This window comes from Aliamphritea hakodatensis (genome assembly GCF_024347195.1).
Classification (GTDB): Bacteria; Pseudomonadota; Gammaproteobacteria; order Pseudomonadales; family Balneatricaceae; genus Amphritea; species Amphritea hakodatensis.
In genome coordinates this window covers 1,581,144-1,603,218 of sequence record NZ_AP025281.1, presented here as the reverse complement: position 1 = coordinate 1,603,218, position 22,075 = coordinate 1,581,144, and the positions used below count along the sequence as shown (strand labels likewise).

The window sequence follows — 22,075 nt, the reverse complement described above, 5'->3', positions numbered from 1 at the left end:
CTCAGGCCATAATCTGAATACTCTTCAGTAATAACTACTCAGGAAAACGCCTATGAACCTGAACACACTGAAACCTGAAACCCGCTATGGCTGCCCGGCAGCTGACCAGATTTTATATAACCGCTTTTTTACCGTTGGCTATTCCTATTACTTCCGACAGGCAAAATGGGCACTGGAAATTGTTGATCCGGGCCAAACCGACATGGACGGTGTCACCCGGCTGAATAACTTCCGGCCTGACTTCCGGATTCCTCCGGAATTCAGGGCTGACCTGAGTGATTACAGCAACTCCGGCTATGATCGCGGCCATCTGGTCGCCAGCGCCGACATGGACGACACCCATGTGCAGAACAGCGAAACCTTTCTGCTATCTAACATGTCGCCTCAGGCATCAAAGCTGAACCGGGGAAAATGGCGCACCCTGGAAACCGCCATTCGCAAGCTAAATCAACTGGAAAACGTGGTTGAAACCTATGTGATTACCGGGCCGGTCTTTGACTACGACAGCCCGATAGAAACCGTCGGCCAGCATGACGATAACGGTGTGGAAATCCCCATCCCCAGTCACTTTTTCAAATGTATTCTGGCAGAACAGCTGAACGGCCGGCTAAAAATGTGGGCATTCGAAATGCCCAATGCGCGGGCCGACGGCGAGCTTGAAGCCTACCAGGTAAAAACCAGCTATATCGAAAGGCGTACCGGCATCATGGTCTGGAATAACCTGACCGGTGAAAAAATTGAGCGGGAAAAAAACACCATCAACCGGCTCTGGCCAATGGGATGAAGGATTCGCTGTCGGTACCCCTTACTTCCGGTGACAGAAACAAGTCAGTCACCGAAGTTTCCGACACTCAGAACTGTCCTGCTACAGGGGCAGACGTACAAGTGATTCAGAGATTTTTTGCCTCAAGCACCGCCAGTTTAGCGCGGATAAACTCGCCGTGCGGCAGGTGAATCAGGTCCGCAATCCTGCGGATTAAATGATCTTCGTATTTACTGATCTCACCATCAGCCGCCGCAACCTGCCATAACATTTTCACTAACTCAAAACGCTGTTCCGGGCCGTAGTTGTCGGTGACCAGAGAGGTAAACGGATACAGTGATGTTAAGTCACTGCTCTGCTGTTCCGCCAGTTCAATCACTTGTTTCAGCTGCTCAGGATCAAGATCAAAACACTTATTCAGGGCGGCCTCTATAGCCTCCTGCTCCTTCGGATCACGCTCATAGTCAGCCTTACTGAGCTCAATAAGCAAGGTAGCAGCAGCCAGCTGTAACCTGTCCGCCGTATCCTGAGTATCACTGACTGACAGCTCTTGGGTAAAAAAATGCTTTATTTTGTCTTTTAAGTTCATAGTAACTCGTGACAGCTATAACTCATGAATGTTCAGACAGTTACCAAAAACTGCTTCCGAAGTGACTTACTATAACAGCAGTAAAATGGAAAGAATGTGGAATACTTCAGTTCAACACTTTCACACGAACGACTAGCCAATATTAACTTGCTCAGACCTTCTTAATTTTGAATACATAAAGGCCCCAAATAGCCCGCCAGCTATGACTATAAAAGGATTCGTATGAATACTGTAGATAACAATGGGGATATTGAACATGGTTAAGATAACTATCATGGCAACCAAAAGAGCGCTGAAATAACATTGCGAAACAGATAAACGGGCCGCTAAATAGCCAGCAGTAATCATGATAAACAGACTGGATAAGCGCCCTAATCCCGCTTGGTGAGCATGAACAACAGAAAGTGCCAGATCAACATCTGACCCTGTTACATAAATGGAGTAGACAGTAAGAATTATGTAATAAACAAATCCAATCCCTACAGCAAATACACCGCCAATCCAGATGCCTCTTGTCGAAAAACCATCCTTTTTTCCATCTGCACTGCTATGTGCAACACCTTCAAATACTTCAACCTTTTCATTCTGTTGGTATTTACTTCCGGCAGAAATCTCCGACGCACACTTTTCAACGTTTTTAGAACGTTCGCGCTCAGTCAGTTTAACTGCAAAAAAAGCAGGTAAAGCTATAAACAGTACCGCTATGCAAACAAATACGATCTCTAACATCTCTGACAATCACTCCATGATTACTGATACCGAGTCATTACAGCCTAAGCTACTGCAACAACTCCATACTTCCCAAATAATTACACAGCTTACTTGCTAGCCGTCTCTGTATTAAACCTTCCTCGATGTACTGTACGGGATCACTGCGATCCAGCCCTCAGTTCCTGAAATACCCCATCAAATCAACATATAAACCACTTCGCCTGAAGCACTTCGGGGCAGAGAGAAACGGAAACCCGCTGCGTATATCCACCGATAGCGGGTTACCCAGAGCAACATCGACGTTCAGCTCATGGCCTGTACCTGACGTCTTATACCTCATTCAGGCGTCAAAACCGTGCTAAGAAGTTTGACAAAACTGACCCGGCCCTATAAAACGCAAATAATTCCCATTTATATTTAATTCAGAGATTCTCCATGAGCGTCAACCGCCGCGACTTTTTGAAAACCAGCCTGCAAACCGGCCTGCTGGCCAGTGCTGTACTCACCGGCTGCGTACCGGTCACCCGTATGCAGCAAAACGGCGAGTATGACTATACCCTGACCGTTGAACCGGCCGATTTTGAAATCAGACCCGGCACCACTACCCCGGGGTTAGGCTTTAATGGTGAATACCCTCATGCGCCACTGAAAGCAAAACAGGGCAAGCCCATCACAATACGGGTAGTCAACCGGCTTCAGCAACCGACCACCATTCACTGGCACGGCATACGGATTGATATCAAGATGGACGGCGTGCCCTTCCTGAGCCAGATGCCGATCATGCCGGGTGAAACCTTTGTTTATCATTTCACCCCGCCGGATGCCGGCACCTTCTGGTTCCACCCCCATGTGAACAGTGTTGAGCAACTGGGTAAAGGGCTGGTCGGCCTGTTAATTGTGGAAGAAGCAGACAATGAACAGTTCTCACCGGACGAATACGCCGCAGATCTGCCGCTGATGCTGAAGAACTGGCATCTGAATAAAGACGGCTCATTTAAAGCCCTGACCACCCCGCGAAATGCAGCCCGTATGGGCACCCCGGGTAACTACCCAACGGTAAACGGCGTCAATAAGCCCTCCATAGATGTGCCGGCTGAAGGCTGGTTACGGCTGCGTTTCGCCAACGTGGATAACACCGTGGTCTATAAACTGCGCGTGAAAGACTACCCCGCGTATATCATCAGTATCGACGCCAATCCCCTGGCGGAACCCAAGCCACTGGACACTTACTCTATCGGTGCCGGTATGCGCGTGGACATTGCCATTAAAGCCCCGCCAGCCGGACAGGAGATCGTCATTGAAAACGGCAGAGGCAAACGCTCGTACCGGGAGTTACTGCGCCTGAAAACGGTTGCCGCGCCGCTGAGGCACCCGGTTGCAGAAACGGCGCCTCTGCCCCCCCTGAATCCGCTGGCGGAACCGGATCTGGCCAGTGCCGAAGTCAAACGCTTTACCTTTGAATGGGAAGGCGCAGTCACACCGGCCGACAGCAAAGGCAAAGCCATGCCAAGGTTCTGGGCGATCAATCGCATTCCCTGGACAGGCATGAGCGCAGATAACATCCCGGCCCCGCTGGCAACGCTGGAGCTGGGCAAAACCTATGTTTTTGACCTTAAAAATGCCACGCCGCACCGCCACCCTATTCATATCCACGGCGTAATGTTCAAGGTCATCCGCTCTAATCAGAAGAAGATCGATCCGTTCTTCACCGATACTGTACTGATGGAACGGAATGAACAGGTTCAGATTGCCTTCGTTGCCGATAACCCGGGCCGCTGGATGTACCACTGTCATGTTATTGAACACATGAAAACCGGACTGATGGGCTATATAACCATCGCCTGATTCCCCTCCTTTCTGCCGGTGGCCTCTTGTCATAAAAGCCGGCAGACTCTTTAAAAAAACCGCTGACGGCAGCTTTGTCAAAAAGCGACCACCTTTATAACTTTTTCACATTAACATTTTCGCTCGAGTTATTTATGGCACGGATTTTGTTATAGTCCGCCGTTTTTCCCGCCTGAGTAAAATTTAGCCAGTTTCTATGAGCGATCCCACTGAGCATTATCTCCGCAAGGAGCTTTACGCGCTGATCCAGTCCGACACCAATACTTTCGATTTTCTCGAACAAGCCTCGCTGGATGGCCTCTGGTACTGGGATCTGAAAGATCCCGAACAGGAATGGATGAGCGCAACCTTCTGGCAGACTCTGGGAATAGATCCGGCACACAAAAAGCATCTGGCATCCGAATGGCAGGATCTGATCTTTCAGGAAGATCTGGCGCTGGCACTGGACAATTTTAACAAACACCTGGCCGATCCGGACCACCCTTACGATCAGGTTGTTCGCTATAAGCACGCCTCAGGTTCTACGGTATGGGTCCGCTGCCGGGGCATGGCAATCCGCGATACCGATGGTACACCGGTCCGCATGCTGGGCGCCCATAACGATATTACCCAGCAAATGGAGATGGAGCAGCAGCTGAACAGTAATCTGTTAAGAATGGATGAGCTGTATGCATCTACCAGGCTGGCGCTGGACGAAAGCCAGGCGCTGTTTGATATGTCTCCGGACGCCCTTATCCAAAGTAATTTGGATGGCCTGATTGTTCGTGCCAATACAGAAGCAACACTGCTGCTGGGCTACAGCAATGATGAACTGCTGAATATGAATGTTGATGACCTGGTCCCGCCGGCTTACCGCCATAATCACAAATTACAGCGTGAAGCACAGGCAGAGAACAGCAACCTGCGCAACATGAAACGTACCCGGACGGACATTCACGCCCTGCATAAAGACGGTCGGGAAATACCGGTAGAGGTTCGTCTCAATAATATCCTCACCCGGCACGGAAAACAGATTCTGGCAGCCGTGCGGGACATTTCTGAATACGTCGCTCTGGTCCGTTCGCTAGAGAAAACCATTTCCGAAAACAAATACCTGAGTATGCAGGCCAATACTGATCCCCTTACCGGGCTCTACAACCGGCGCTACTTTAACGAAGTGCTCGACCGGGAATTCAGTCAGGCACAACGCCATGGCATTGTGTTTTCTGTGCTGATGATTGATGTTGATAACTTCAAGGATATTAATGACAACCACGGCCACGACATTGGCGATAAGGTGTTACTCGCCATTACCGAACGGTTTAACAGCCTGATGCGGACCGGAGATATTACCGGTCGCCTGGGGGGCGATGAGTTCGTGGTGTTATTACCCCATACCAGTCAGATCGCCGGGCAGGCGTTGGCAGAAAGGATACGGCTGGATATCGGTGAGCAACCACTGTCCGTTAACGGGGAGCCTGAACTGAATATTACACTCAGCATCGGGCAGGCCTGTATCTCAGTACAGGATGAAACACCGGAACAGATTCTCAAGCGTGCAGATAAAGCGCTGTATAACGCCAAACAGAATGGCAGAAACAGGGTTATCTGCGCTCAGGAACCTTTCTAAAAACCACCGTTAAAGCAAAACTTCTGACAAGTTTTTTCACTGACCGTGGTGTCAGTAACCTTATTTATGGAAACCGTCAAAGGTCTTCATGTAACACATCGGAAAATCTTTCATGGCATTCCGAAAAGCCTCACTGGCATTGCCGTAACAGACAATCTCTCTGGGCGTAACTAACGCAAACAGTTCATCAAGCATCGGCCCCACATTTCCCAGATGGGTCAGCGCAGCATCACTGTTTGAATAGCGTTCATAGACATGGAGACGCTTGCCATCTTCACTCAGTGACCATTCGTAAGCAACAACGCCTTCTTCTCCTGCTGTGCGTTCACAGAACTTTGTCGCCACAGCATTCAGGCCCGCCTGCATGCCTGCATTCACATCACACTTCAGAATCCAGTAGATTTGGCTTCTCATATTCATTGCCTCATTCAATCGCTTATCTCGCCAGATGCCCGAATATCCGGTGATTCTCTGCTGCGGTATCCGGTCAGACCGAACCCCTCAAAACCACCCCTAAACACCCCGAAAAGCCTGGCAATGCCTTTTTCAGAAAACGTCCTTGCTTCCCAAAACCTAACTACAAGAATGGCAATACATTGGCAAAACAGCCACAAAATTTCTTCACAACAAAACGGCTAAAAAAAAGCACACCCCGCAGGATATGCTTTTATTTTTCAGTTTACCGGTACTGAAACAGATTTAATCTTCGTAAATCGCGTAAAACTTCTTCACTTCACCGATGGTTTCCCAACTGCCGCTGAAACCGGCTGAAATGGTAAAGGCATCGCCGGCTTCAACCGTTTCGCTGTGGCCATCAGCATCGGTAATCACGGCTTTACCGCTGATGATGTAGCAGAACTCATCTTCGCTGTAATTCAGTGCCCACTTTCCTTCTGTCGATGACCAGACGCCGCAAAAGAAGTTTTCCTTCGCGTTGGTAAACATATTGTTGAGCATATTGGTGGGATTACCGCTGATCAGCTTTTCAGCAGCGATAGGGGTGGATTCAGCATTGCCAACAGAAGCTGGCAGGCGTTGCAGTTTTGACATCGGGATACTCCGGGCCGCATTACATTATGAAATATTTGCAGCCCGGTATGCCGATCAGCGATAGGTTTCCTGATACTGGCGCAGCAGGCTGCAAACCATGAATTTAAGATCCTGCAGGGTCCGCTTGGCACGCTCACCTTTCTGGTTAACCACTGTCAGGAAGAGCGCATGAGTACTTTCCAGGTATACCCGGGCAAGACGTTCACGCTCTTTTACATGGGCATTGATCCCCATGCGTTTAAATATTTCTGCCATTTTGCTGATGACCAGCTCATCATGCTGGGTATCCAGTTCCCGCAGCTCAGGCACTGAAAACATCGCCTGCACCAGGGTCAGCATGGCTTTCTGCTTGCGGTAGGCTTTAAGGTTCAGCTGAACCATTTTATCTACCAGCTCTTCCAGCTCATATTCTTCCACCGGCCAGCCCTGAAACTCCTGCAGAATTGCATCGATTTCATTCAGCCAGCGCAGCCCCATCGCATAGAGAATGGCCTGTTTGTTCGGGAAGTAGTGATACAGGGAACCGATAGATATCCCTACTTCCTTGGCAATCAGAATAGTATTCAGATCATCCAGACCAACCCGTTCAAGCAGTTCACCGGTGACATCAATGATCTGTTTGGAGCGCAGCTTGGAGCGCCCCTGAACCGGTGCATTTCTGGGTGATAGATTCTGCTTTGTTTTCATGCTTCCAAATATACCTGCTGGATCAGCCAGGCATATTCAGGGTCAGCCAGACTGATCGACGTTAAAAAAAGCGGTCACGTAACGAATAATACAGCATTCCGGCCACTAATCCCGGCCATCGTAATAAAGTACCACCGGGAAATGTCGGTGTGGGAACATTTGCAAAGGTATCAAACTTCTCCGCACTGCCACTGATTGCTTCCGCCATCAGCTTGCCGCCCAGCGTCGCCAGTGCCACACCGTGGCCTGAATAACCCTGCGCGACAAACACATTCTGATCAATGCGGTCAAAATGCGGCATCCGGTTCAGAGTAATTGCCAGAGTCCCGCCCCAGCCATAATCGATCTTCACATCTTCCAGTTGCGGGTAGAACTCAAGCATGTACTTACGTACAAAGGATGGAATATCCGCCGGAAACTTAGCGGTATAGTTCTCCCCGCCGCCCCAGAGGAGCCGGTTATCGCCGGACAGGCGGAAGTAGTTAATCACAAAGCGGGAATCCGCTACTGCGTAATCTTCACGGTTAATCGCTCTGCACTGCGCATCAGACAGAGGTTCGGTGGCGATAATAAAGTTGTTGATCGGCATGATCTTACCGGCAATGCGTGGTTCCAGCTTACCCAGATAACCGTTACAGGCCAGCAGGATATATTTGGCTTTCACCACGCCTTGGGTCGTATTCACCTGAGGATCCGCCCCCTGGGTATAGTCAGTCACCCGGGTATTTTCATAAATACGTACCCCGGCCTTAACTGCCGCCTCCGCCAGCCCCAGCGCATAATTCAGCGGGTGCAGGTGAACTGCTTCTTTCCAGAGTTCACCGCCGTGATAACGGTCAGTGCCCAGCATGCTCTGCACGTCAGGGGTATCAACATATTCAATATCCTGATAACCGATCACGTTGCGTTTGTATTCAACGCTTTCACGGATCTCTTCCACATGCCCGGGCTTTGCTGCTACATGCAACACGCCCTGCTTGAGATCACATTCAATCCCGTGCTCAGCGATCAGCGACTTGACCAGTTCCACGGATTCAACCGACATATCCCAGAGGCTGTCTGCCGCCTGGCGACCCACCTTATCGATCATGTCTTCATGATCCATATTGTGCCCCTGACAGACCTGCCCACCGTTTCGGCCTGAAGCGCCCCAGCCAACTTTTTCCGCATCCAGCAACACCACTGAATAGCCTTTCTGCGCCAGATGCAGCGCGGCAGACAACCCGGTAAAGCCCGCGCCAACGATGCAGACATCCGCCTGGGTTTCACCACGCAAAGGCTGTCCCTGAATACCGGACAGCGCCGGCGATACGTTCGCAGTGGCCGAGTAATAAGAAGGTTCGTATCCGGACAATGTCATATGCGGGTCTCCGAGTGTTGCGGGGCAAATTTGTCAGGCACGTCTGACAAGCTGCTGAATTATCATTATTTTTTATCAAATAGCCAGTAAAAGTGCTTAAAACAACTTCCACCAAAAACCAATAAACCGAATAATAATTCTAAAAAAACATACTTACAAGCGCCATAAACCAATAATTTTTTCACCTTTCCGTATTGATTTAAGGCAATCAATAAAATACTCTAAAACTCGAATGATATTTCGGATTAACAAGAATCATCCGGTAATCACTCAGTTAGCAGACAGGTGCGTAACAGCAAACAGCAGATAAAAAATATATCCCCCAGGGGGCATATAAGGACTATTTTATTACTGCTAAGCTATTCTTGTACTTGTATGCTAACAAACTGTTTATTAACACAATTATTGGCTGAAAGCTGGCCTGACCGGAATACGTCTGGCAGCCACTTTCCTCGACAAGACATTATAAGAAGGTGATTTATGGAAGCCGTAGCAAGGTTTCTCAAAGAACACGGTATCACTGAAGTTGAATCCACCATGCCGGACATGACCGGTAATGCCCGGGGCAAATTCTATCCAACGAATAAGTTCCTGGCAGAGAAAGGTGGCCGGATTCCCGAACAGCTTCTGGTACAGACAGTTAACGGCGAATGGGCGGAAAACCACGACGACATTGTCGATCCGACCGATAAGGATATGGTACTGGTCCCTGACCCGGACTCTCTGCGCCTCGTCCCCTGGGCCGACGAACCCACCGCTCAGGTCATTAACGACTGTTTCACCTTCGACGGCGACCCACACCCGCTTTCCAGCCGTAACGTGCTGCGCCGGGTACTGAAACTCTATGAAGAGAAAGGCCTGCGTCCGGTAATCGCACCGGAAGTTGAATTTTATCTGATCGAAAAGAACCTTGATCCTGACTACGAAATCCGTCCGGCCACCGGCCGTTCTGGCCGTCAGGAAACCGCCCGCCAGTCATACAGCATTGATGCGGTGAACGAATTCAACCCAATCATCGATACCCTGTATAACTACTGTGATGCACAGGGGCTGGATGTGGACACCCTGATTCACGAATCCGGCGCTGCGCAGATGGAAATCAACTTCCTGCATGGCGATGCCCTGAAACTGGCGGATCAGGTATTCGTATTCAAACGTACCCTGCGGGAAACCGCACTGAAGCACAACATCTATGCAACTTTCATGGCAAAACCGATGGAAGCTGAGCCAGGCAGCTCAATGCATATTCACCAGAGCCTGATCGACGTTAAAACCGGCAAGAATGTTTTTGCCAACGAAGATGGCAGCTACAGTGACATGTTCTACCACTACATGGGTGGCCTGCAGACATTCACCCCTAACGCCATCAGCTTCTACGCACCCAATGTGAACTCATACCGCCGTTTTGCGCCGGATATTGCCGCACCGGTGAACATGAAATGGGGCGTGGATAACCGTACTACCGGACTGCGTGCGCCGGAAGCCGTGCCGGCGGCAACCCGGATCGAAAACCGCTTCCCGGGTGCAGACTGCAACCCGTACCTGGCCATTGCCGCCAGCCTGGCATGCGGCTATCTGGGGCTGGTTAACAAAATTGAACCGACCAAACCCACTGAGGGTCCGGCCGTTAAAGACGGTGACTCCGTCGAACTGGCCCGTTCACTGGAAGAGGGTTTGCGCTTGCTGGAAGAATGTCCGGAACTGCGTGAAATCATGGGGTCACGCTTCATCGACGCCTACATCGGCGTGAAACGGGCAGAATTTGAAACCTTCCATCAGGTGATCAGTTCCTGGGAGCGTGAATTCCTGTTACTGAACGTATAAAGAAACCGTGCCGCAGATCATACCCTGCGGCACTAACTACTCGCCGGCATCATTCGCAGGCACCAAACGTGAGGCAGAAAATAATGAAAACAGCTTTACCATCCCGATTGAAACTTATCGCATCGTCACTGGCGATTGGCTTATCCGGCATGACCCTCTCTGCCCAGGCGGAAGAAGTGCTGAACTTCTATAACTGGTCTGATTATATTGCCGAAGACACCATTGAGCGTTTCGAAGCAGAAACCGGTATTAAGGTGACCTACGACGTTTACGACAGTAACGAAACACTGGAAGCCAAACTGCTTGCCGGTAACTCCGGTTACGACCTGGTAGTGCCAAGTTCTACATTTATGCGCTTACAGATTGCCGCTGGTATTTTCCAGCCAATGGACCGCAGCAAGCTGCCTAACTTTGAAAACCTGGATCCGTCTCTGCTGAAAACCCTGGCCAGCGCTGACCCGGGCAATAAATACGGCCTGCCATACCTGTGGGGTACAACCGGTATCGGTTACAACGTTGACATGGTTAAAGCGGCGCTGGGTGAAGACGCCCCGGTTGACAGCCTGGACCTGATCTTCAAGAAAGAAAACATCGAAAAGCTGGCAGAATGCGGTGTCACCGTTCTTGATTCACCGAACGAAATTATGCCACTGGTGCTGAATTACCTGGGTAAGGATCCAAACAGCAACAAACGCAGCGATTACAAAACAGATGCTGAAGCAGCACAGCTGTTAAAAAACATTCGTCCATATATTCGTCAATTCCATTCATCACAGTATGTCAATGACCTGGCGAACGGTGATATCTGTGTGGCTATCGGCTTTTCCGGTGACGTTTTCCAGTCACAATACCGTGCGATCGAAGCTGAGAACGGCATAAACATTGAATACACCATTCCAAAAGAAGGCGCTGAAATCTGGTTCGATATGATGATGATTCCGGCGGATGCCAAAAATGCTGAAAACGCGCACAAGTTTATCGACTTTGTAATGCGTCCGGACGTTATCGCACCAATCACTGAATACGTTGCATACGCCAACCCTAACTCAGCGGCAAATGAACTGGTTGATCCGGAAATCACCGGCAACCCAAATATCTACCCAACCACTGAAGTACGCGAGCGTCTGTTCCTGGGGAACGCCACGCCGCCAAAAATTGCCAAGGTTCAGAACCGTACCTGGTCTGATATTAAAACCGGTCGTTAATACTTACGTTTAGCTGACCGTCAAAAAGCACGACTAAAAAGCCCCTGCGGAAAAGATCCCCGGGGGCTTTTTAGTGCCTGTAAAAGCCTTTACTCTGACAGCTTTCCTGTTCTCAGACATGCGTATGGATACCCGAGTGAATATCAACTTTGTAAATGCTGACAATGCTGCAGAAATAGCTCAACTGGCCGTTTGCCTGACCAATGAAATCATTGAACGCACCGGCACTCAGCACTTCGATGTCGATCTGCCGCAGACGACTGTTCTGTGCAAACGCTTTCTTGAAGAGCAGCGCTACCGGGTGTTAGCTACCTGGCACGGGGATAAAATCATTGGCTTTATCGCCTTGTGTGAAAGCTATGCCCTATACACAGAAGGCTGTTTTGGCATCATTCAGGAATTCTACGTTTTACCGGAATACCGCCGCCGGAAAACAGGCGAGGCCCTGCTCCGTCAAGCAAAACACTATGCCAGAACTCAGGCATGGAAAAGGCTGGAGTTGTGTACGCCGCCTGTTGAGGAATTTCAGAACACGGTCGATTTCTACCTGAAACAGGGCTTTGAAATTACCGGTGGGTATAAGATGAAACTTCCACTTTAAAAAAGTCTTTTTCGTTTTAACATCATCCGTCGCTGGTACTACTGGCAAACACAACCGTGGCCCTACTGATCAGTTTTTAAACAGGCGTAAGCTGAATGCCTGACTAAAACGACGGACAGTTGAGGGACAGGCCATGCCACACAGCAGACTGAAAGCACAAAGCCGGATACAGACAGACAACGATCGGGTTATCGTGACGGAATGGCGCTTTGCTCCCTTCGCTGAAACCGGCTGGCATACCCACACAATGGCATACATCGTCGTGCCGCAAACCAGTGGCAGGCTGCTGCTGGAAACCTGTCGTGGTGAACCCGGCAAGGAACAGGAAGCAGAACAGTTCTCTGAATTAACCGCCGGCGAATCCTATTACCGCCCTGCCGGTATCAGACACAATGTGGTTAACGCCAACGAACATGAATTTGTGTTTATTGAAATCGAGTTAAAAAGTTAAACTGCCACTTCGTTTCATCCTACAGCGGACATGGATATGACCCGGCTACGCATCGTGCAACTCAGTGATATACACCTGACACAATCTCCCGGAGAAACACTGTACGGCGTTGATACCGGTGAATCCCTCACCGCCGCCATACACAGCATCCAAAGCCTGCAACCGGCACCTGATCTGATCGTCGTTACCGGCGACATCAGCGAAGACGGTTCAGTTAAAAGTTATCAGCGTTTCGCAGACTGTATGGTTCCACTGGACTGTCCGGTTTATGTGTTACCGGGTAACCATGATTTGCCGGAAAACATGACCAGCGCCTTTACGGATAAACTCAGGATCAGCTATCAGCAGGCAGTCACGGTTCGGGGCTGGCACCTGCTGTTTCTGGATTCACACATCCCCGGCGAAGAATTCGGCCAACTCGATCCTTCAGATCTGAAACAGCTCAGAGCGCAGCTGCAATCCGCCGGTGATTTACCGGTGCTGGCCGCCTTACATCACACACCGGGGAAAGTCTGCCCTTCTTCAGGGTGCCAGCTACACAATCCGGATGCGTTACTGAACATCCTGAAAGATGCTCCGAACACAGAAGCTGTGATTGCCGGTCACACCCACAACGACAGCGATCAGACAGTGAACGGCGTGCGCATCCTCACCTGTCCGTCCACCTTCGCCTACGCACAGCATGCACAACCGGAGGATAACGTCGATCACGAGGATTTCTGGGCGGCTCACCAGTTGGACATTAGCCGGCAGGGCTACCGGATAATTGATCTGGATGATGCCAACATCACCGCCACAGAAATTATCTGGTTCTGATAAGAGCCTTAAGCAAGTTTACGGGCAATGACCGTATGCATATGCCAGTGCTTACTTCGCCCGAGGGCCGTCTGCCCCGGCTCATCCCGCTCATTACGACAGATAATTTCAAAGCCGGTAAACAGCTCATCTACCTGAGCGGCAGTGAAAGCGGATACGTCATGATCCGGGCTGTTAACCCAGCTGTCATTTACGCCCAGAAGATCACCGCTGAAGATACCGCCAGCCGGCAGTGCAGCCATCATCCGTTGCCAGACGTCGGGAAACCCCGGTTGCGGGCAGAAAAACAAACTTGAATTTGCAACAATCAGGCTGACCGGCGAATACTCAAACCCCATAAAATCTGCCTGGGTGAGCCTTAGCTGAGGACAGCCGCTGAAACGCTGTCGGCACACATCCAGCGGTTCTTCACGGATATCAAAACCCTGTACATCAAACCCCTGTTCCAGCAGATACGCAATGTCACTGCCGGTGCCACAACCACAGTCGACCGCGGTTTTTTGCAGCGCCGGGGCAAGTGCCTTCACAGCCATGGCAGTCAGTTTACGGTGTGGCTGCGCACTGACCTGTGCATAATATTTCTGCCAGCGGGCTTCCGTTGCTTCCTGATCCATAAACGTAAAATGTCCTTCTGTGTGTCAGTTTATTTAGCTGAACGGTAATAACGACTGCGTTCGAGCATCTCATCCCGCTTTAACTCAAGCCGCTCAATTTTGAATTCATAGTAGGCTTCACCAAAACCGCCCCCAAGGGTGTAATCCATGTCGGCGCTGTAAAGAAACTGCCGGGCAGTGCTGATCTGCCGTTCGATCCGGTAAATTTCCAGCCCTTCGGCGTGCCCGTCAAGAAAGGCCTGCTCATCGTAGTCGGTACAGAATCCCTGATAATCGTATCCACGGCGGCCTGCTTTAAAGCCCGACTCAGCGGTACAGAAATCCGGTACGCCGGCTTGATGGCCCGCGCTGTAAGCGTCGAAATCCGGGCTGACACCGTAATCAAAACAGGCTTCGCGGTGCTCGTCATAGCGGGCAGTTGTCAGGCCTTTCATGGCATCTGCATAGCCGATATCCTGCCACTGACCGTCCAGACATTGCTGTTTATTCAGGCTTGCACAGGCCGATAATAAAAGAGTCATCACCAGCAATAATACGTATCTCATAACCCTCGCCTCTGATCTGGCTGCATATTTGAGTATGACAGGAAATCCCGACAGTGATTCCACTTACCTGTCTGAACCGGTATAGCCAGTGCAGTAAACCGGACAACCGGCCAGCCCGGAAAATCACCTTAGCTGTAACCAAAATGTACCGATCATTTCATCCGCATCATCAAACACCTTAACCAACACGTCGCTGCCACGGGCCTGTCGCAAAAGTTCAGCAGTTTTATACCGGGTATCCAGTATCACATCGGCACAGGCATCACGCTGTAATGCGATCACCCAGTATTCCAGTTGCAGTTTGCTGAGGATAGGGTTCCAGTGGGAAGCCGTATAAAACCGATCCCAGACGCTTCTGCCGAATATTTCATATGTCTGATTACCCATACTGATCACAAAATGCTCTGCAGGTACAGAAAAGCGCACCGGGCCACCCCGGTAGCAGTGCTGCCCAACAAGATAAACATTGAACTTATCCGAGTACTCAACCGTCTCTGAAAACCGGTACGAAAATCCCTGCTCAGCATGCTTATCTGCGGGAACAGGACGCGCCCGGTCGGTATTTTTTACCGCCGGAGCCATCGGCTGATAGCCTGACGCAGCTGCTTCCGGCATCACAGAGCATGCCAGCAAAAACATGCTCAGAAATACGTACGAACATTTGACTGCTAAGTAGTTATTCATTATCCATCCCTGGTTGTGCAGAACCGTAACATGAAGCGCATCCCTGGCTTCCATCTCTGCTGCTTGCTATGCGTACCTGCCTCTGTCAATTCCCAGCGGAAACTAAAAATCTTCCGGCCGTATCCCCACAGCATTAGATTAACAAGCGGCACAAACACCTACGACCCGCGGCTGCACCAACCCGCCACAGCAACAGAGCCTCAGGAATAACTATCTGAACAATCAGCCTGAAAAGCAAGACCACCAACCCCACAGGATCATTCTTACCGGACAGCGCCCATAAAAAACCACCTGCTGCCAAAGCAAACAGGTGGTTTTTTTTTACCGAATACTTATCTGAAGTAATTCTGATTAACCGTTAATGCCCCCCAGCAGGGTGTATTTAATTTCCAGATAATCTTCGATGCCGTATTTGGAACCTTCACGGCCCACACCGGATTCTTTAACACCGCCAAAAGGCGCCACTTCCGTGGAAAGAATGCCTTCATTCACCGCCACCATACCGTACTCCAGGCCTTCTGAGACCCGGAATACCCGGCCCAGATCGCGGCTGAAGAAATACGCCGCCAGACCGTACTCGGTATCGTTTGCCATCTGAATGGCTTCAGCTTCGGTTTCAAAACGGAACAGCGGGGCAATCGGGCCGAAAATTTCCTCTTTTGCCACCCGCATCTGCGGCGTCACATCGGCCAGCACCGTCGGTTCAAAGAAGTTACCGCCCAGTTCATGGGCCTGACCGCCGCACAGCACCCGTGCGCCCTTCTCCACGGCATCGTTCAACATGCCGGTAACCTTCTCTACCGCCTGACCATTGATCATTGGTCCCTGCTGGAAATTACCTTCCAGACAGTTACCGGTTTGCAGCTTCGCCACTTCAGCTGCGTACATCGCCGCAAACTCGTCATACACGCCGCTCTGCACCAGCACACGGTTGGCACAGACACAGGTCTGGCCGGCATTACGGAATTTCGAGGCAATCGCCCCCTGTACCGCTTTATCCAGATCAGCATCGTCAAAAATGATCAGCGGTGCGTTACCGCCCAGCTCCAGCGACATTTTCTTCACTGTATCCGCACACTGGCGCATCAGTTGTTTGCCCACCGCGGTTGAACCGGTGAATGACAGCTTACGCACCACCGGGCTGTCGGTGAGGGTTTTACCCACTTCTACCGGCCGTTTAGTGGTTACAACATTCAACACCCCGGCAGGAATACCCGCCCGCTCAGCCAGTACCATCAGCGCCAGTGCTGACAGCGGTGTATCTTCTGCTGGTTTCAGTACCATGGTACAGCCGGCCGCAAGCGCAGGGGCCGCTTTACGGGTGATCATGGCATTCGGGAAGTTCCAGGGGGTGATGGCTGCTACCACACCGATCGGTTCCTTGGTAACCATGATGCGCTTATCCGCCGCGTGGGTCGGAATAACATCACCGTAGGTGCGCTTACCCTCTTCGGCAAACCACTCAATAAATGAGGCACCGTACATCACTTCACCACCGGTTTCCGCCAGCGGTTTGCCCTGCTCGGCGGTCATTAGCAGCGCCAAATCATCCTTGGCAGCGACAATCAGCTCGTACCATTTGCGCAGTACTGCTGCCCGTTCTTTAGCGGTTTTTGCCTTCCATAAAGGCAGGGCTGCATTGGCCGCATCAATCGCCCGCTGAGTTTCTGCCGCCCCCATATCCGGGACCGTCGCCAGCTGTTCGCCGTTCGCGGGGTTTAATACTGGGTTAATGGCAGACTCATCAGCCTCCAGCCACTGGCCATTAATGTATGCCTGCTGACGAAACAGTTCCTTATCCTGTAAATTCAACATCTTATCTCCTGAATTCGCTATGATACTTCTGCACGGCAGATGCTCCTGGCAACTGTATGCAAAAGTATCCGGTATAAAAAAACCGCCAGCGGGCGGTTTTCAGTATGAATAACCCGGCCTCAGCGTTAACTGATAACCCGGTCCTGACGTAATTTGGCAATCTCTGCAGCATCCAGACCCAGATTCTGTAACACCTCATCGCTATGCTCGCCCAGCAACGGCGATGCCGACTGACAGGTCACCGGTGTACCGGAGAACTTCACCGGATTGGCCACTCCGGGCACGGAGCCGATTTCGGGATGTTGCAGATTCACTTTCATTTCCCGGTGCTGTACCTGAGGGTCACTGAACACCTGATCAAGTGTATTGATGGGGCCGCACGGCACACCGCAACCTTCCAGCTGAGTCAGCCACCAGTCACTGCTGTACTGTTTCATCAGGTGTTTAATCAGCGGAATCAGATCCGTCCGGTTAGCAACCCGCTGGGGATTGGTGGCAAACGCCGGATTCTCCGCAAGGTCCGCGGCACCGGCCAGTTCGCAGAAGGCCCGGAACTGGCTGTCGTTGCCCACGGCCAGAATGATATGGCCATCCTCTGTAGCAAAGGCTTCATAGGGCACAATATTTGGATGGGCATTGCCCAGCCTGGCCGGCGGCTGCTCCGCCACCAGATAGTTCATCGCCTGATTGGCCAGCGCGGCGACCTGCACGTCCAGCAGAGACATATCAATGTACTGCCCCTCACCGGACTGTTCCCGGTGCAACAGTGCCGCCTGAATAGCCGTCACCGCATACAGGCCGGTCATCACATCCGCCAGCGCCACTCCCACCTTCATCGGTTGCCCTTCAGGCTCACCGGTAACACTCATCAGGCCACCCATGGCCTGAATCATAAAGTCATAACCGGCCCGCTGCTTATAAGGTCCGTCCTGACCAAAGCCGGTGATTGAGCAGTAAACCAGACGGGGGTTTACCGCTTTCAGGCTGGCGTAATCCAAGCCGTATTTTGCCAGACCACCAACCTTGTAGTTCTCAATGACCACATCCACCTCAGCAGCCAGCTTGCGCACCAGCGCCTGCCCTTCGGTGCTGGTGATATCAATCGCCACCGACTTTTTCCCCCGGTTAGCACTGTGATAATACGCAGCGTCGCCGGGATTACCTTCGGCATCCTTAACAAACGGAGGCCCCCAGCGGCGGGTATCATCACCACAGCCGGGACGTTCTACTTTAATGACTTCGGCACCGTAATCCGCCAGTGTCTGGCCGGCCCAGGGGCCCGCCAGTATACGGCTGAGATCCAGTACCCGAATGTGAGAAAGCGCGCCCATTGGAACCTCCCGCCCGAATTAGAAGAATGCCTGAATACCGGTCTGCGCCCGCCCCAGAATCAGCGCGTGCACATCATGGGTGCCTTCATAGGTATTCACCGCTTCCAGATTCATCACATGCCGGATCACGCCAAACTCATCGGAAATGCCGTTGCCGCCGTGCATGTCCCGGGACATACGGGCAATATCCAGTGACTTACCGCAGTTATTGCGCTTGAGCAGGGAAATCAGTTCAACCGGGCAGGCATCCCGATCCATCAGGCGTCCCATCTGCAGACACGCCTGCAGGCCCAGCGTAATTTCAGTCTGCATATCCGCCAGTTTTTTCTGGATCAGCTGATTTGCCGCCAGCGGGCGACCAAACTGAATCCGGTCCAGCGTATACTGACGGGCACTGTGCCAGCAGAATTCTGCCGCCCCCAGCGCACCCCATGCGATGCCGTAACGGGCCTTGTTCAGGCAACCGAACGGTCCGGCCAGCCCCTGCACATCCGGGAAGATGTTTTCTTCCGGTACAAAGACATCATCCATCACGATTTCGCCGGTGACCGACGCCCGCAAAGAGAACTTACCTTCGATCTTCGGTGCACTCAGCCCCTGCATGCCTTTTTCCAGAATGAAGCCACGCACCACACCGTCCAGTTTGGCCCAGACGACAAATACATCGGCCACCGGGGAATTGGTGATCCACATCTTGGCGCCTTTGAGCTGGTAGCCACCGTCCACTTTCACCGCACGGGTTTTCATATTATTCGGATCGGAACCCACGTCCGGCTCGGTCAGGCCGAAACAGCCAATCCACTCACCACTGGCCAGCTTAGGCAGATATTTCATCCGCTGGGCTTCGGTGCCGTAGCTATAAATAGGATGCATCACCAGCGAAGACTGCACGCTCATAGCAGAGCGGTAACCGCTGTCGACCCGCTCAACTTCACGGGCAACCAGGCCGTAACACACATAATTCACATCCGCGCCACCATACTGTTCCGGCAGAGTTGAGCCCAGTAATCCCAGCTCACCCAGCTCAGGCATAATCTCAGTATGGAAAATCTCATGACGGTTGGCTTCGGTTACCCGGGGCAGCAGCCGCTCCTGGCAGTATTCTCTCGCGGTATCGCGCACCATGCGTTCTTCTTCGCTCAGCTGTGCGTCAACAGATAACGGATCCAGCCAGTCAAACGCCGGCTTTTTAACAGACTTACTCATGTTCATTGCCCCTGAAAATCGATGTCCGGATAACCCAAAAATACACGGAATAAAATCCATACTACCCCCCTCCCACGGAAAGGGTACATACCCCTTATGGGTAGCACAGATTTATAAACACTGTATTAGCCATCTATTTTCATAGATATTAGATAACTATGCGTTGATACAGATCTTGCCAGCCTGAAACCCGGCGGCAAAATCCAGGCAATAAGAATGCTTTTACACGGAAAGAAACATTCACAGCAACAGGTAATGATATGACGTACGCGTTCCCTCTTCCGGATAACGAATCAGAACGGCTGCTGGCGCTTGAAGATTACGATATTCTCGACACCCTGCCCGAACAGGCCTACGACGATATCGCCAGGCTGGCGGCCTTTGTCTGCGGGGTGGATAAAGCCATGGTTGCCTTTGTTGATGGCGAACGGAAATGGCATAAAGCCCGGTATAACATCGCCCCTGAAGAAGTCCCCCGGGGCTTTGCTATCTGCTCCCAGACCATTATGGGTGCTGATCCTTTCATCGTGCCCGATACCCACAAAGATCCGCGGGTGAAAGACATCGGCATGGTCACCCACCCGCCCCACGTCCGGTTTTACGCCGGGGTACCGCTGATTGACGACGCCGGTATGGCGCTGGGCACCCTCTGTGCGGTAGATACCCAACCACAGGACATCAGCGAAGAACAGACCCGCGCGCTGACGGCACTGGCAAATCAGGTGATGCAACTGCTTCGGCTGAGAAAATCTCTCAAAGTACTGGAAGCACGGGAGCGGCAACTGAATGAATCCAGACAGCGGCTGGACAGTGCCAACAGCGAACTGCGCCGCCTGACCCTGACTGACGAACTTACCGGGCTGAATAACCGCCGCGCGTTTAACACTGAACTCAGCCGCGAAACCCACCACGCCGGTACCCGGGAAACCCCGCTCAGCCTGCTGGTTATCGACATTGATCACTTTAAGATTCTGAATGACAACCGCGGCCACAGTTTTGGTGATCAGGTACTCATCAGGGTAGCCGGACTGCTGAGACAAAGGGTCCGGCATCAGGATTTCTGTGCCCGCTACGGCGGTGAAGAATTTGTCATACTCCTGCCGGACACACCGCTGCAGGGCGCGTTAAAACTGGCCGAAGCCTGCCGGAAAAGTATTCAGGAAAACGGTTTTGACGGCGAAAAGCTGACCATCAGCATTGGCGTTGCAGAATACCAGGGGCAGCCTGCAGAGGCTTTATTCGACAGCGCGGATAAAGCCCTGCTCGATGCCAAACGTCAGGGCCGTAACTGTATTGTTACCGGATCAGTCACAGGACCAGCGACCGCCCCGACACCCTGACCTCAGAAAGGCTGATGAGGAAAATCAGCCTGAGCAACAACCGCTTCGGTAATCCCTTCCTGCCCGGCGGTATCCCGGTTCCCCCACTGATCAAAATGCAGCAGGCTTTCCAGCGGTGTCCGGGGTAACCAGCCGGCCGATTCAAGCTCCGGCCGTTTATAGAAGTGATCCACATAGCCAATACACAGATAGGCAACCGGCACGATATCCCGGGGAATGCCCAGCACATCCTGAAGCTTTTCCGGGTCCATAATGCTAACCCAGCCAATCCCCAACCCTTCCGCCCGGGCAGCTAACCACAGGTTCTGTACCGCACATACGCTGCTGTACATGTCCATTTCCGGAATATGGGTACGGCCAATCACCGTCGGGCCGGTCCGGCTACGGTCACAGGTAATACAAATGTTCAGCGGTGACTCCAGAATCCCCTCAAGCTTCAGGGAGCGGTAGGTGTCCCGCTTTTCTTCTGAAAACATATCTGCCGCTTCATCATGGGCCGTATCAAACAGGCCTTTCACCTGCTGACGCACCCCGGCATCGCGAATCAGCATAAAATCCCAGGGCTGCATGAAACCTACCGACGGCGCATGGTGAGCTGCGTACAGCACCCGGCTGAGCACCTCGTCAGGAATGCTGTCCGGCCGGAACTGCCCACGGACATCCCGGCGGTTAAAAATGGTTTTATACAGACCGTCACGGTCCTGTGAAGTAAAACGAATGGTTTCCTGATGCGGAAAATCAGTTGTTGGATGCCCCATAGGTATTCCCCTTGATATGGTGGCGATAAGTGTCTGTCCAAACACTTTTCTGATACCTACAGGCCGGTCTTCTGACTCAGGATCAGCTTCTGTAAACACCTTCCCGAGATCACTCAGTGGCTGGCAAATGCCTGTTTACAGAATCCCCTTCACAGCGTTGGGCACGTTCCGGACTCACACCGGATTCCCGATTCTCCCGTCACTGTTAAACAGCTCAGGGCACCTGTATGCGGATATAAATTGTCTGCCAGCGGTTATATAAAATTTGCCG

At 51.7% G+C, this 22,075-nt stretch carries 22 protein-coding genes and 1 riboswitch; of the genes, 9 read left to right on the top strand and 13 right to left on the bottom strand.

From position 1 onward, the window contains the following. Window positions 1-52 precede the first annotated feature (52 nt). Window positions 53-784: a DNA/RNA non-specific endonuclease gene (locus PCI15_RS07285; RefSeq protein ID WP_271273674.1), complete on the top strand. Its 732-nt coding sequence runs from the start codon at window positions 53-55 to the stop codon at window positions 782-784. Window positions 785-890: 106 nt separating this feature from the next. Here the strand turns inward: PCI15_RS07285 and PCI15_RS07280 are convergent, their stop codons facing one another. Together PCI15_RS07280 and PCI15_RS07275 are read right to left on the bottom strand one after the other, a co-directional pair. Next, entirely contained in the window at window positions 891-1,352 is a 462-nt protein-coding gene (locus PCI15_RS07280; protein ID WP_271273673.1) for a tellurite resistance TerB family protein, read from the bottom strand. Window positions 1,353-1,484: 132 nt separating this feature from the next. Beyond that, window positions 1,485-2,081 carry a hypothetical protein gene (locus tag PCI15_RS07275; protein ID WP_271273672.1) on the bottom strand — a complete coding sequence of 199 codons (597 nt, stop codon included), beginning with the start codon at window positions 2,079-2,081 and terminating at the stop codon, window positions 1,485-1,487. Between the two features lie 417 nt (window positions 2,082-2,498). Here PCI15_RS07275 and PCI15_RS07270 point away from each other — a divergent pair, with 417 nt between their 5' ends. After that, complete coding sequence (locus PCI15_RS07270) at window positions 2,499-3,908, top strand: multicopper oxidase family protein (RefSeq protein ID WP_271273671.1); 1,410 nt, start codon at window positions 2,499-2,501, stop codon at window positions 3,906-3,908. Between the two features lie 196 nt (window positions 3,909-4,104). Further along, window positions 4,105-5,517 carry a sensor domain-containing diguanylate cyclase gene (locus PCI15_RS07265; RefSeq protein WP_271273670.1) on the top strand — a complete coding sequence of 471 codons (1,413 nt, stop codon included), beginning with the start codon at window positions 4,105-4,107 and terminating at the stop codon, window positions 5,515-5,517. Between the two features lie 60 nt (window positions 5,518-5,577). On the opposite strand, the gene PCI15_RS07260 is transcribed toward PCI15_RS07265, so the two are convergent. The 4 genes from PCI15_RS07260 to PCI15_RS07245 form a co-directional block, all read right to left on the bottom strand. Next, a complete protein-coding gene (locus PCI15_RS07260; RefSeq protein ID WP_271273669.1) occupies window positions 5,578-5,931 on the bottom strand; it encodes a putative quinol monooxygenase in 354 nt (117 codons plus the stop codon). 285 nt (window positions 5,932-6,216) lie between these two features. Further along, window positions 6,217-6,567 (bottom strand): cupin domain-containing protein, encoded by a 351-nt coding sequence (locus PCI15_RS07255; protein WP_271273668.1) that lies wholly within the window; start codon window positions 6,565-6,567, stop codon window positions 6,217-6,219. 54 nt (window positions 6,568-6,621) lie between these two features. Then, window positions 6,622-7,254 (bottom strand): TetR/AcrR family transcriptional regulator, encoded by a 633-nt coding sequence (locus tag PCI15_RS07250; RefSeq protein ID WP_205658518.1) that lies wholly within the window; start codon window positions 7,252-7,254, stop codon window positions 6,622-6,624. A gap of 61 nt (window positions 7,255-7,315) precedes the next feature. Next, on the bottom strand, window positions 7,316-8,614 hold the full coding sequence (locus tag PCI15_RS07245; RefSeq protein ID WP_271273667.1) for an NAD(P)/FAD-dependent oxidoreductase: 1,299 nt from the start codon (window positions 8,612-8,614) through the stop codon (window positions 7,316-7,318). Window positions 8,615-9,094: 480 nt separating this feature from the next. Between PCI15_RS07245 and PCI15_RS07240 the strand changes: the two genes are divergently transcribed. The 5 genes from PCI15_RS07240 (at window position 9,095) to PCI15_RS07220 (ending at window position 13,511) form a co-directional block, all read left to right on the top strand. After that, a complete protein-coding gene (locus PCI15_RS07240; protein WP_271273666.1) occupies window positions 9,095-10,438 on the top strand; it encodes a glutamine synthetase family protein in 1,344 nt (447 codons plus the stop codon). An 83-nt stretch (window positions 10,439-10,521) separates the two neighbouring features. Then, complete coding sequence (locus PCI15_RS07235; protein WP_271273665.1) at window positions 10,522-11,643, top strand: polyamine ABC transporter substrate-binding protein; 1,122 nt, start codon at window positions 10,522-10,524, stop codon at window positions 11,641-11,643. A gap of 124 nt (window positions 11,644-11,767) precedes the next feature. After that, complete coding sequence (locus tag PCI15_RS07230; protein WP_271273664.1) at window positions 11,768-12,244, top strand: GNAT family N-acetyltransferase; 477 nt, start codon at window positions 11,768-11,770, stop codon at window positions 12,242-12,244. 133 nt (window positions 12,245-12,377) lie between these two features. Then, on the top strand, window positions 12,378-12,695 hold the full coding sequence (locus PCI15_RS07225) for a cupin domain-containing protein (RefSeq protein WP_271273663.1): 318 nt from the start codon (window positions 12,378-12,380) through the stop codon (window positions 12,693-12,695). Window positions 12,696-12,731: 36 nt separating this feature from the next. Further along, entirely contained in the window at window positions 12,732-13,511 is a 780-nt protein-coding gene (locus PCI15_RS07220; RefSeq protein ID WP_271273662.1) for a metallophosphoesterase, read from the top strand. Window positions 13,512-13,519: 8 nt separating this feature from the next. On the opposite strand, the gene PCI15_RS07215 is transcribed toward PCI15_RS07220, so the two are convergent. From PCI15_RS07215 to PCI15_RS07190, 6 genes are all read right to left on the bottom strand, one after another. Beyond that, a complete protein-coding gene (locus PCI15_RS07215) occupies window positions 13,520-14,125 on the bottom strand; it encodes a class I SAM-dependent methyltransferase (RefSeq protein ID WP_271273661.1) in 606 nt (201 codons plus the stop codon). 29 nt (window positions 14,126-14,154) lie between these two features. Then, window positions 14,155-14,670: a DUF2799 domain-containing protein gene (locus PCI15_RS07210; RefSeq protein ID WP_271273660.1), complete on the bottom strand. Its 516-nt coding sequence runs from the start codon at window positions 14,668-14,670 to the stop codon at window positions 14,155-14,157. A gap of 123 nt (window positions 14,671-14,793) precedes the next feature. Next, entirely contained in the window at window positions 14,794-15,354 is a 561-nt protein-coding gene (locus PCI15_RS07205) for a hypothetical protein (protein WP_271273659.1), read from the bottom strand. Between the two features lie 351 nt (window positions 15,355-15,705). Next, window positions 15,706-17,169: an NAD-dependent succinate-semialdehyde dehydrogenase gene (locus tag PCI15_RS07200; RefSeq protein WP_271273658.1), complete on the bottom strand. Its 1,464-nt coding sequence runs from the start codon at window positions 17,167-17,169 to the stop codon at window positions 15,706-15,708. Window positions 17,170-17,294: 125 nt separating this feature from the next. Continuing rightward, entirely contained in the window at window positions 17,295-18,500 is a 1,206-nt protein-coding gene (locus tag PCI15_RS07195; protein ID WP_271273657.1) for a CaiB/BaiF CoA transferase family protein, read from the bottom strand. An 18-nt stretch (window positions 18,501-18,518) separates the two neighbouring features. Beyond that, complete coding sequence (locus PCI15_RS07190; RefSeq protein WP_271273656.1) at window positions 18,519-19,706, bottom strand: acyl-CoA dehydrogenase; 1,188 nt, start codon at window positions 19,704-19,706, stop codon at window positions 18,519-18,521. Between the two features lie 260 nt (window positions 19,707-19,966). On the opposite strand from PCI15_RS07190, the gene PCI15_RS07185 reads away from it, so the two are divergent. Continuing rightward, a complete protein-coding gene (locus tag PCI15_RS07185; RefSeq protein ID WP_271273655.1) occupies window positions 19,967-21,046 on the top strand; it encodes a sensor domain-containing diguanylate cyclase in 1,080 nt (359 codons plus the stop codon). Between the two features lie 2 nt (window positions 21,047-21,048). Here PCI15_RS07185 and bluB read toward each other — a convergent pair whose 3' ends face one another. Next, window positions 21,049-21,804: a 5,6-dimethylbenzimidazole synthase gene (bluB, locus tag PCI15_RS07180; RefSeq protein ID WP_271273654.1), complete on the bottom strand. Its 756-nt coding sequence runs from the start codon at window positions 21,802-21,804 to the stop codon at window positions 21,049-21,051. 44 nt (window positions 21,805-21,848) lie between these two features. Continuing rightward, a riboswitch (cobalamin riboswitch) is annotated at window positions 21,849-22,046 on the bottom strand. Window positions 22,047-22,075: the final 29 nt, after the last annotated feature.

Coding starts and splice junctions, on each gene's coding strand:
- PCI15_RS07285 (WP_271273674.1), top strand. CDS start 53: ATGAACCTGAACACACTGAAACCTGAAACCCGCTATGGCTGCCCGGCA.
- PCI15_RS07280 (WP_271273673.1), bottom strand. CDS start 1,352: ATGAACTTAAAAGACAAAATAAAGCATTTTTTTACCCAAGAGCTGTCA.
- PCI15_RS07275 (WP_271273672.1), bottom strand. CDS start 2,081: ATGTTAGAGATCGTATTTGTTTGCATAGCGGTACTGTTTATAGCTTTA.
- PCI15_RS07270 (WP_271273671.1), top strand. CDS start 2,499: ATGAGCGTCAACCGCCGCGACTTTTTGAAAACCAGCCTGCAAACCGGC.
- PCI15_RS07265 (WP_271273670.1), top strand. CDS start 4,105: ATGAGCGATCCCACTGAGCATTATCTCCGCAAGGAGCTTTACGCGCTG.
- PCI15_RS07260 (WP_271273669.1), bottom strand. CDS start 5,931: ATGAGAAGCCAAATCTACTGGATTCTGAAGTGTGATGTGAATGCAGGC.
- PCI15_RS07255 (WP_271273668.1), bottom strand. CDS start 6,567: ATGTCAAAACTGCAACGCCTGCCAGCTTCTGTTGGCAATGCTGAATCC.
- PCI15_RS07250 (WP_205658518.1), bottom strand. CDS start 7,254: ATGAAAACAAAGCAGAATCTATCACCCAGAAATGCACCGGTTCAGGGG.
- PCI15_RS07245 (WP_271273667.1), bottom strand. CDS start 8,614: ATGACATTGTCCGGATACGAACCTTCTTATTACTCGGCCACTGCGAAC.
- PCI15_RS07240 (WP_271273666.1), top strand. CDS start 9,095: ATGGAAGCCGTAGCAAGGTTTCTCAAAGAACACGGTATCACTGAAGTT.
- PCI15_RS07235 (WP_271273665.1), top strand. CDS start 10,522: ATGAAAACAGCTTTACCATCCCGATTGAAACTTATCGCATCGTCACTG.
- PCI15_RS07230 (WP_271273664.1), top strand. CDS start 11,768: ATGGATACCCGAGTGAATATCAACTTTGTAAATGCTGACAATGCTGCA.
- PCI15_RS07225 (WP_271273663.1), top strand. CDS start 12,378: ATGCCACACAGCAGACTGAAAGCACAAAGCCGGATACAGACAGACAAC.
- PCI15_RS07220 (WP_271273662.1), top strand. CDS start 12,732: ATGACCCGGCTACGCATCGTGCAACTCAGTGATATACACCTGACACAA.
- PCI15_RS07215 (WP_271273661.1), bottom strand. CDS start 14,125: ATGGATCAGGAAGCAACGGAAGCCCGCTGGCAGAAATATTATGCACAG.
- PCI15_RS07210 (WP_271273660.1), bottom strand. CDS start 14,670: ATGAGATACGTATTATTGCTGGTGATGACTCTTTTATTATCGGCCTGT.
- PCI15_RS07205 (WP_271273659.1), bottom strand. CDS start 15,354: ATGAATAACTACTTAGCAGTCAAATGTTCGTACGTATTTCTGAGCATG.
- PCI15_RS07200 (WP_271273658.1), bottom strand. CDS start 17,169: ATGTTGAATTTACAGGATAAGGAACTGTTTCGTCAGCAGGCATACATT.
- PCI15_RS07195 (WP_271273657.1), bottom strand. CDS start 18,500: ATGGGCGCGCTTTCTCACATTCGGGTACTGGATCTCAGCCGTATACTG.
- PCI15_RS07190 (WP_271273656.1), bottom strand. CDS start 19,706: ATGAGTAAGTCTGTTAAAAAGCCGGCGTTTGACTGGCTGGATCCGTTA.
- PCI15_RS07185 (WP_271273655.1), top strand. CDS start 19,967: ATGACGTACGCGTTCCCTCTTCCGGATAACGAATCAGAACGGCTGCTG.
- bluB (WP_271273654.1), bottom strand. CDS start 21,804: ATGGGGCATCCAACAACTGATTTTCCGCATCAGGAAACCATTCGTTTT.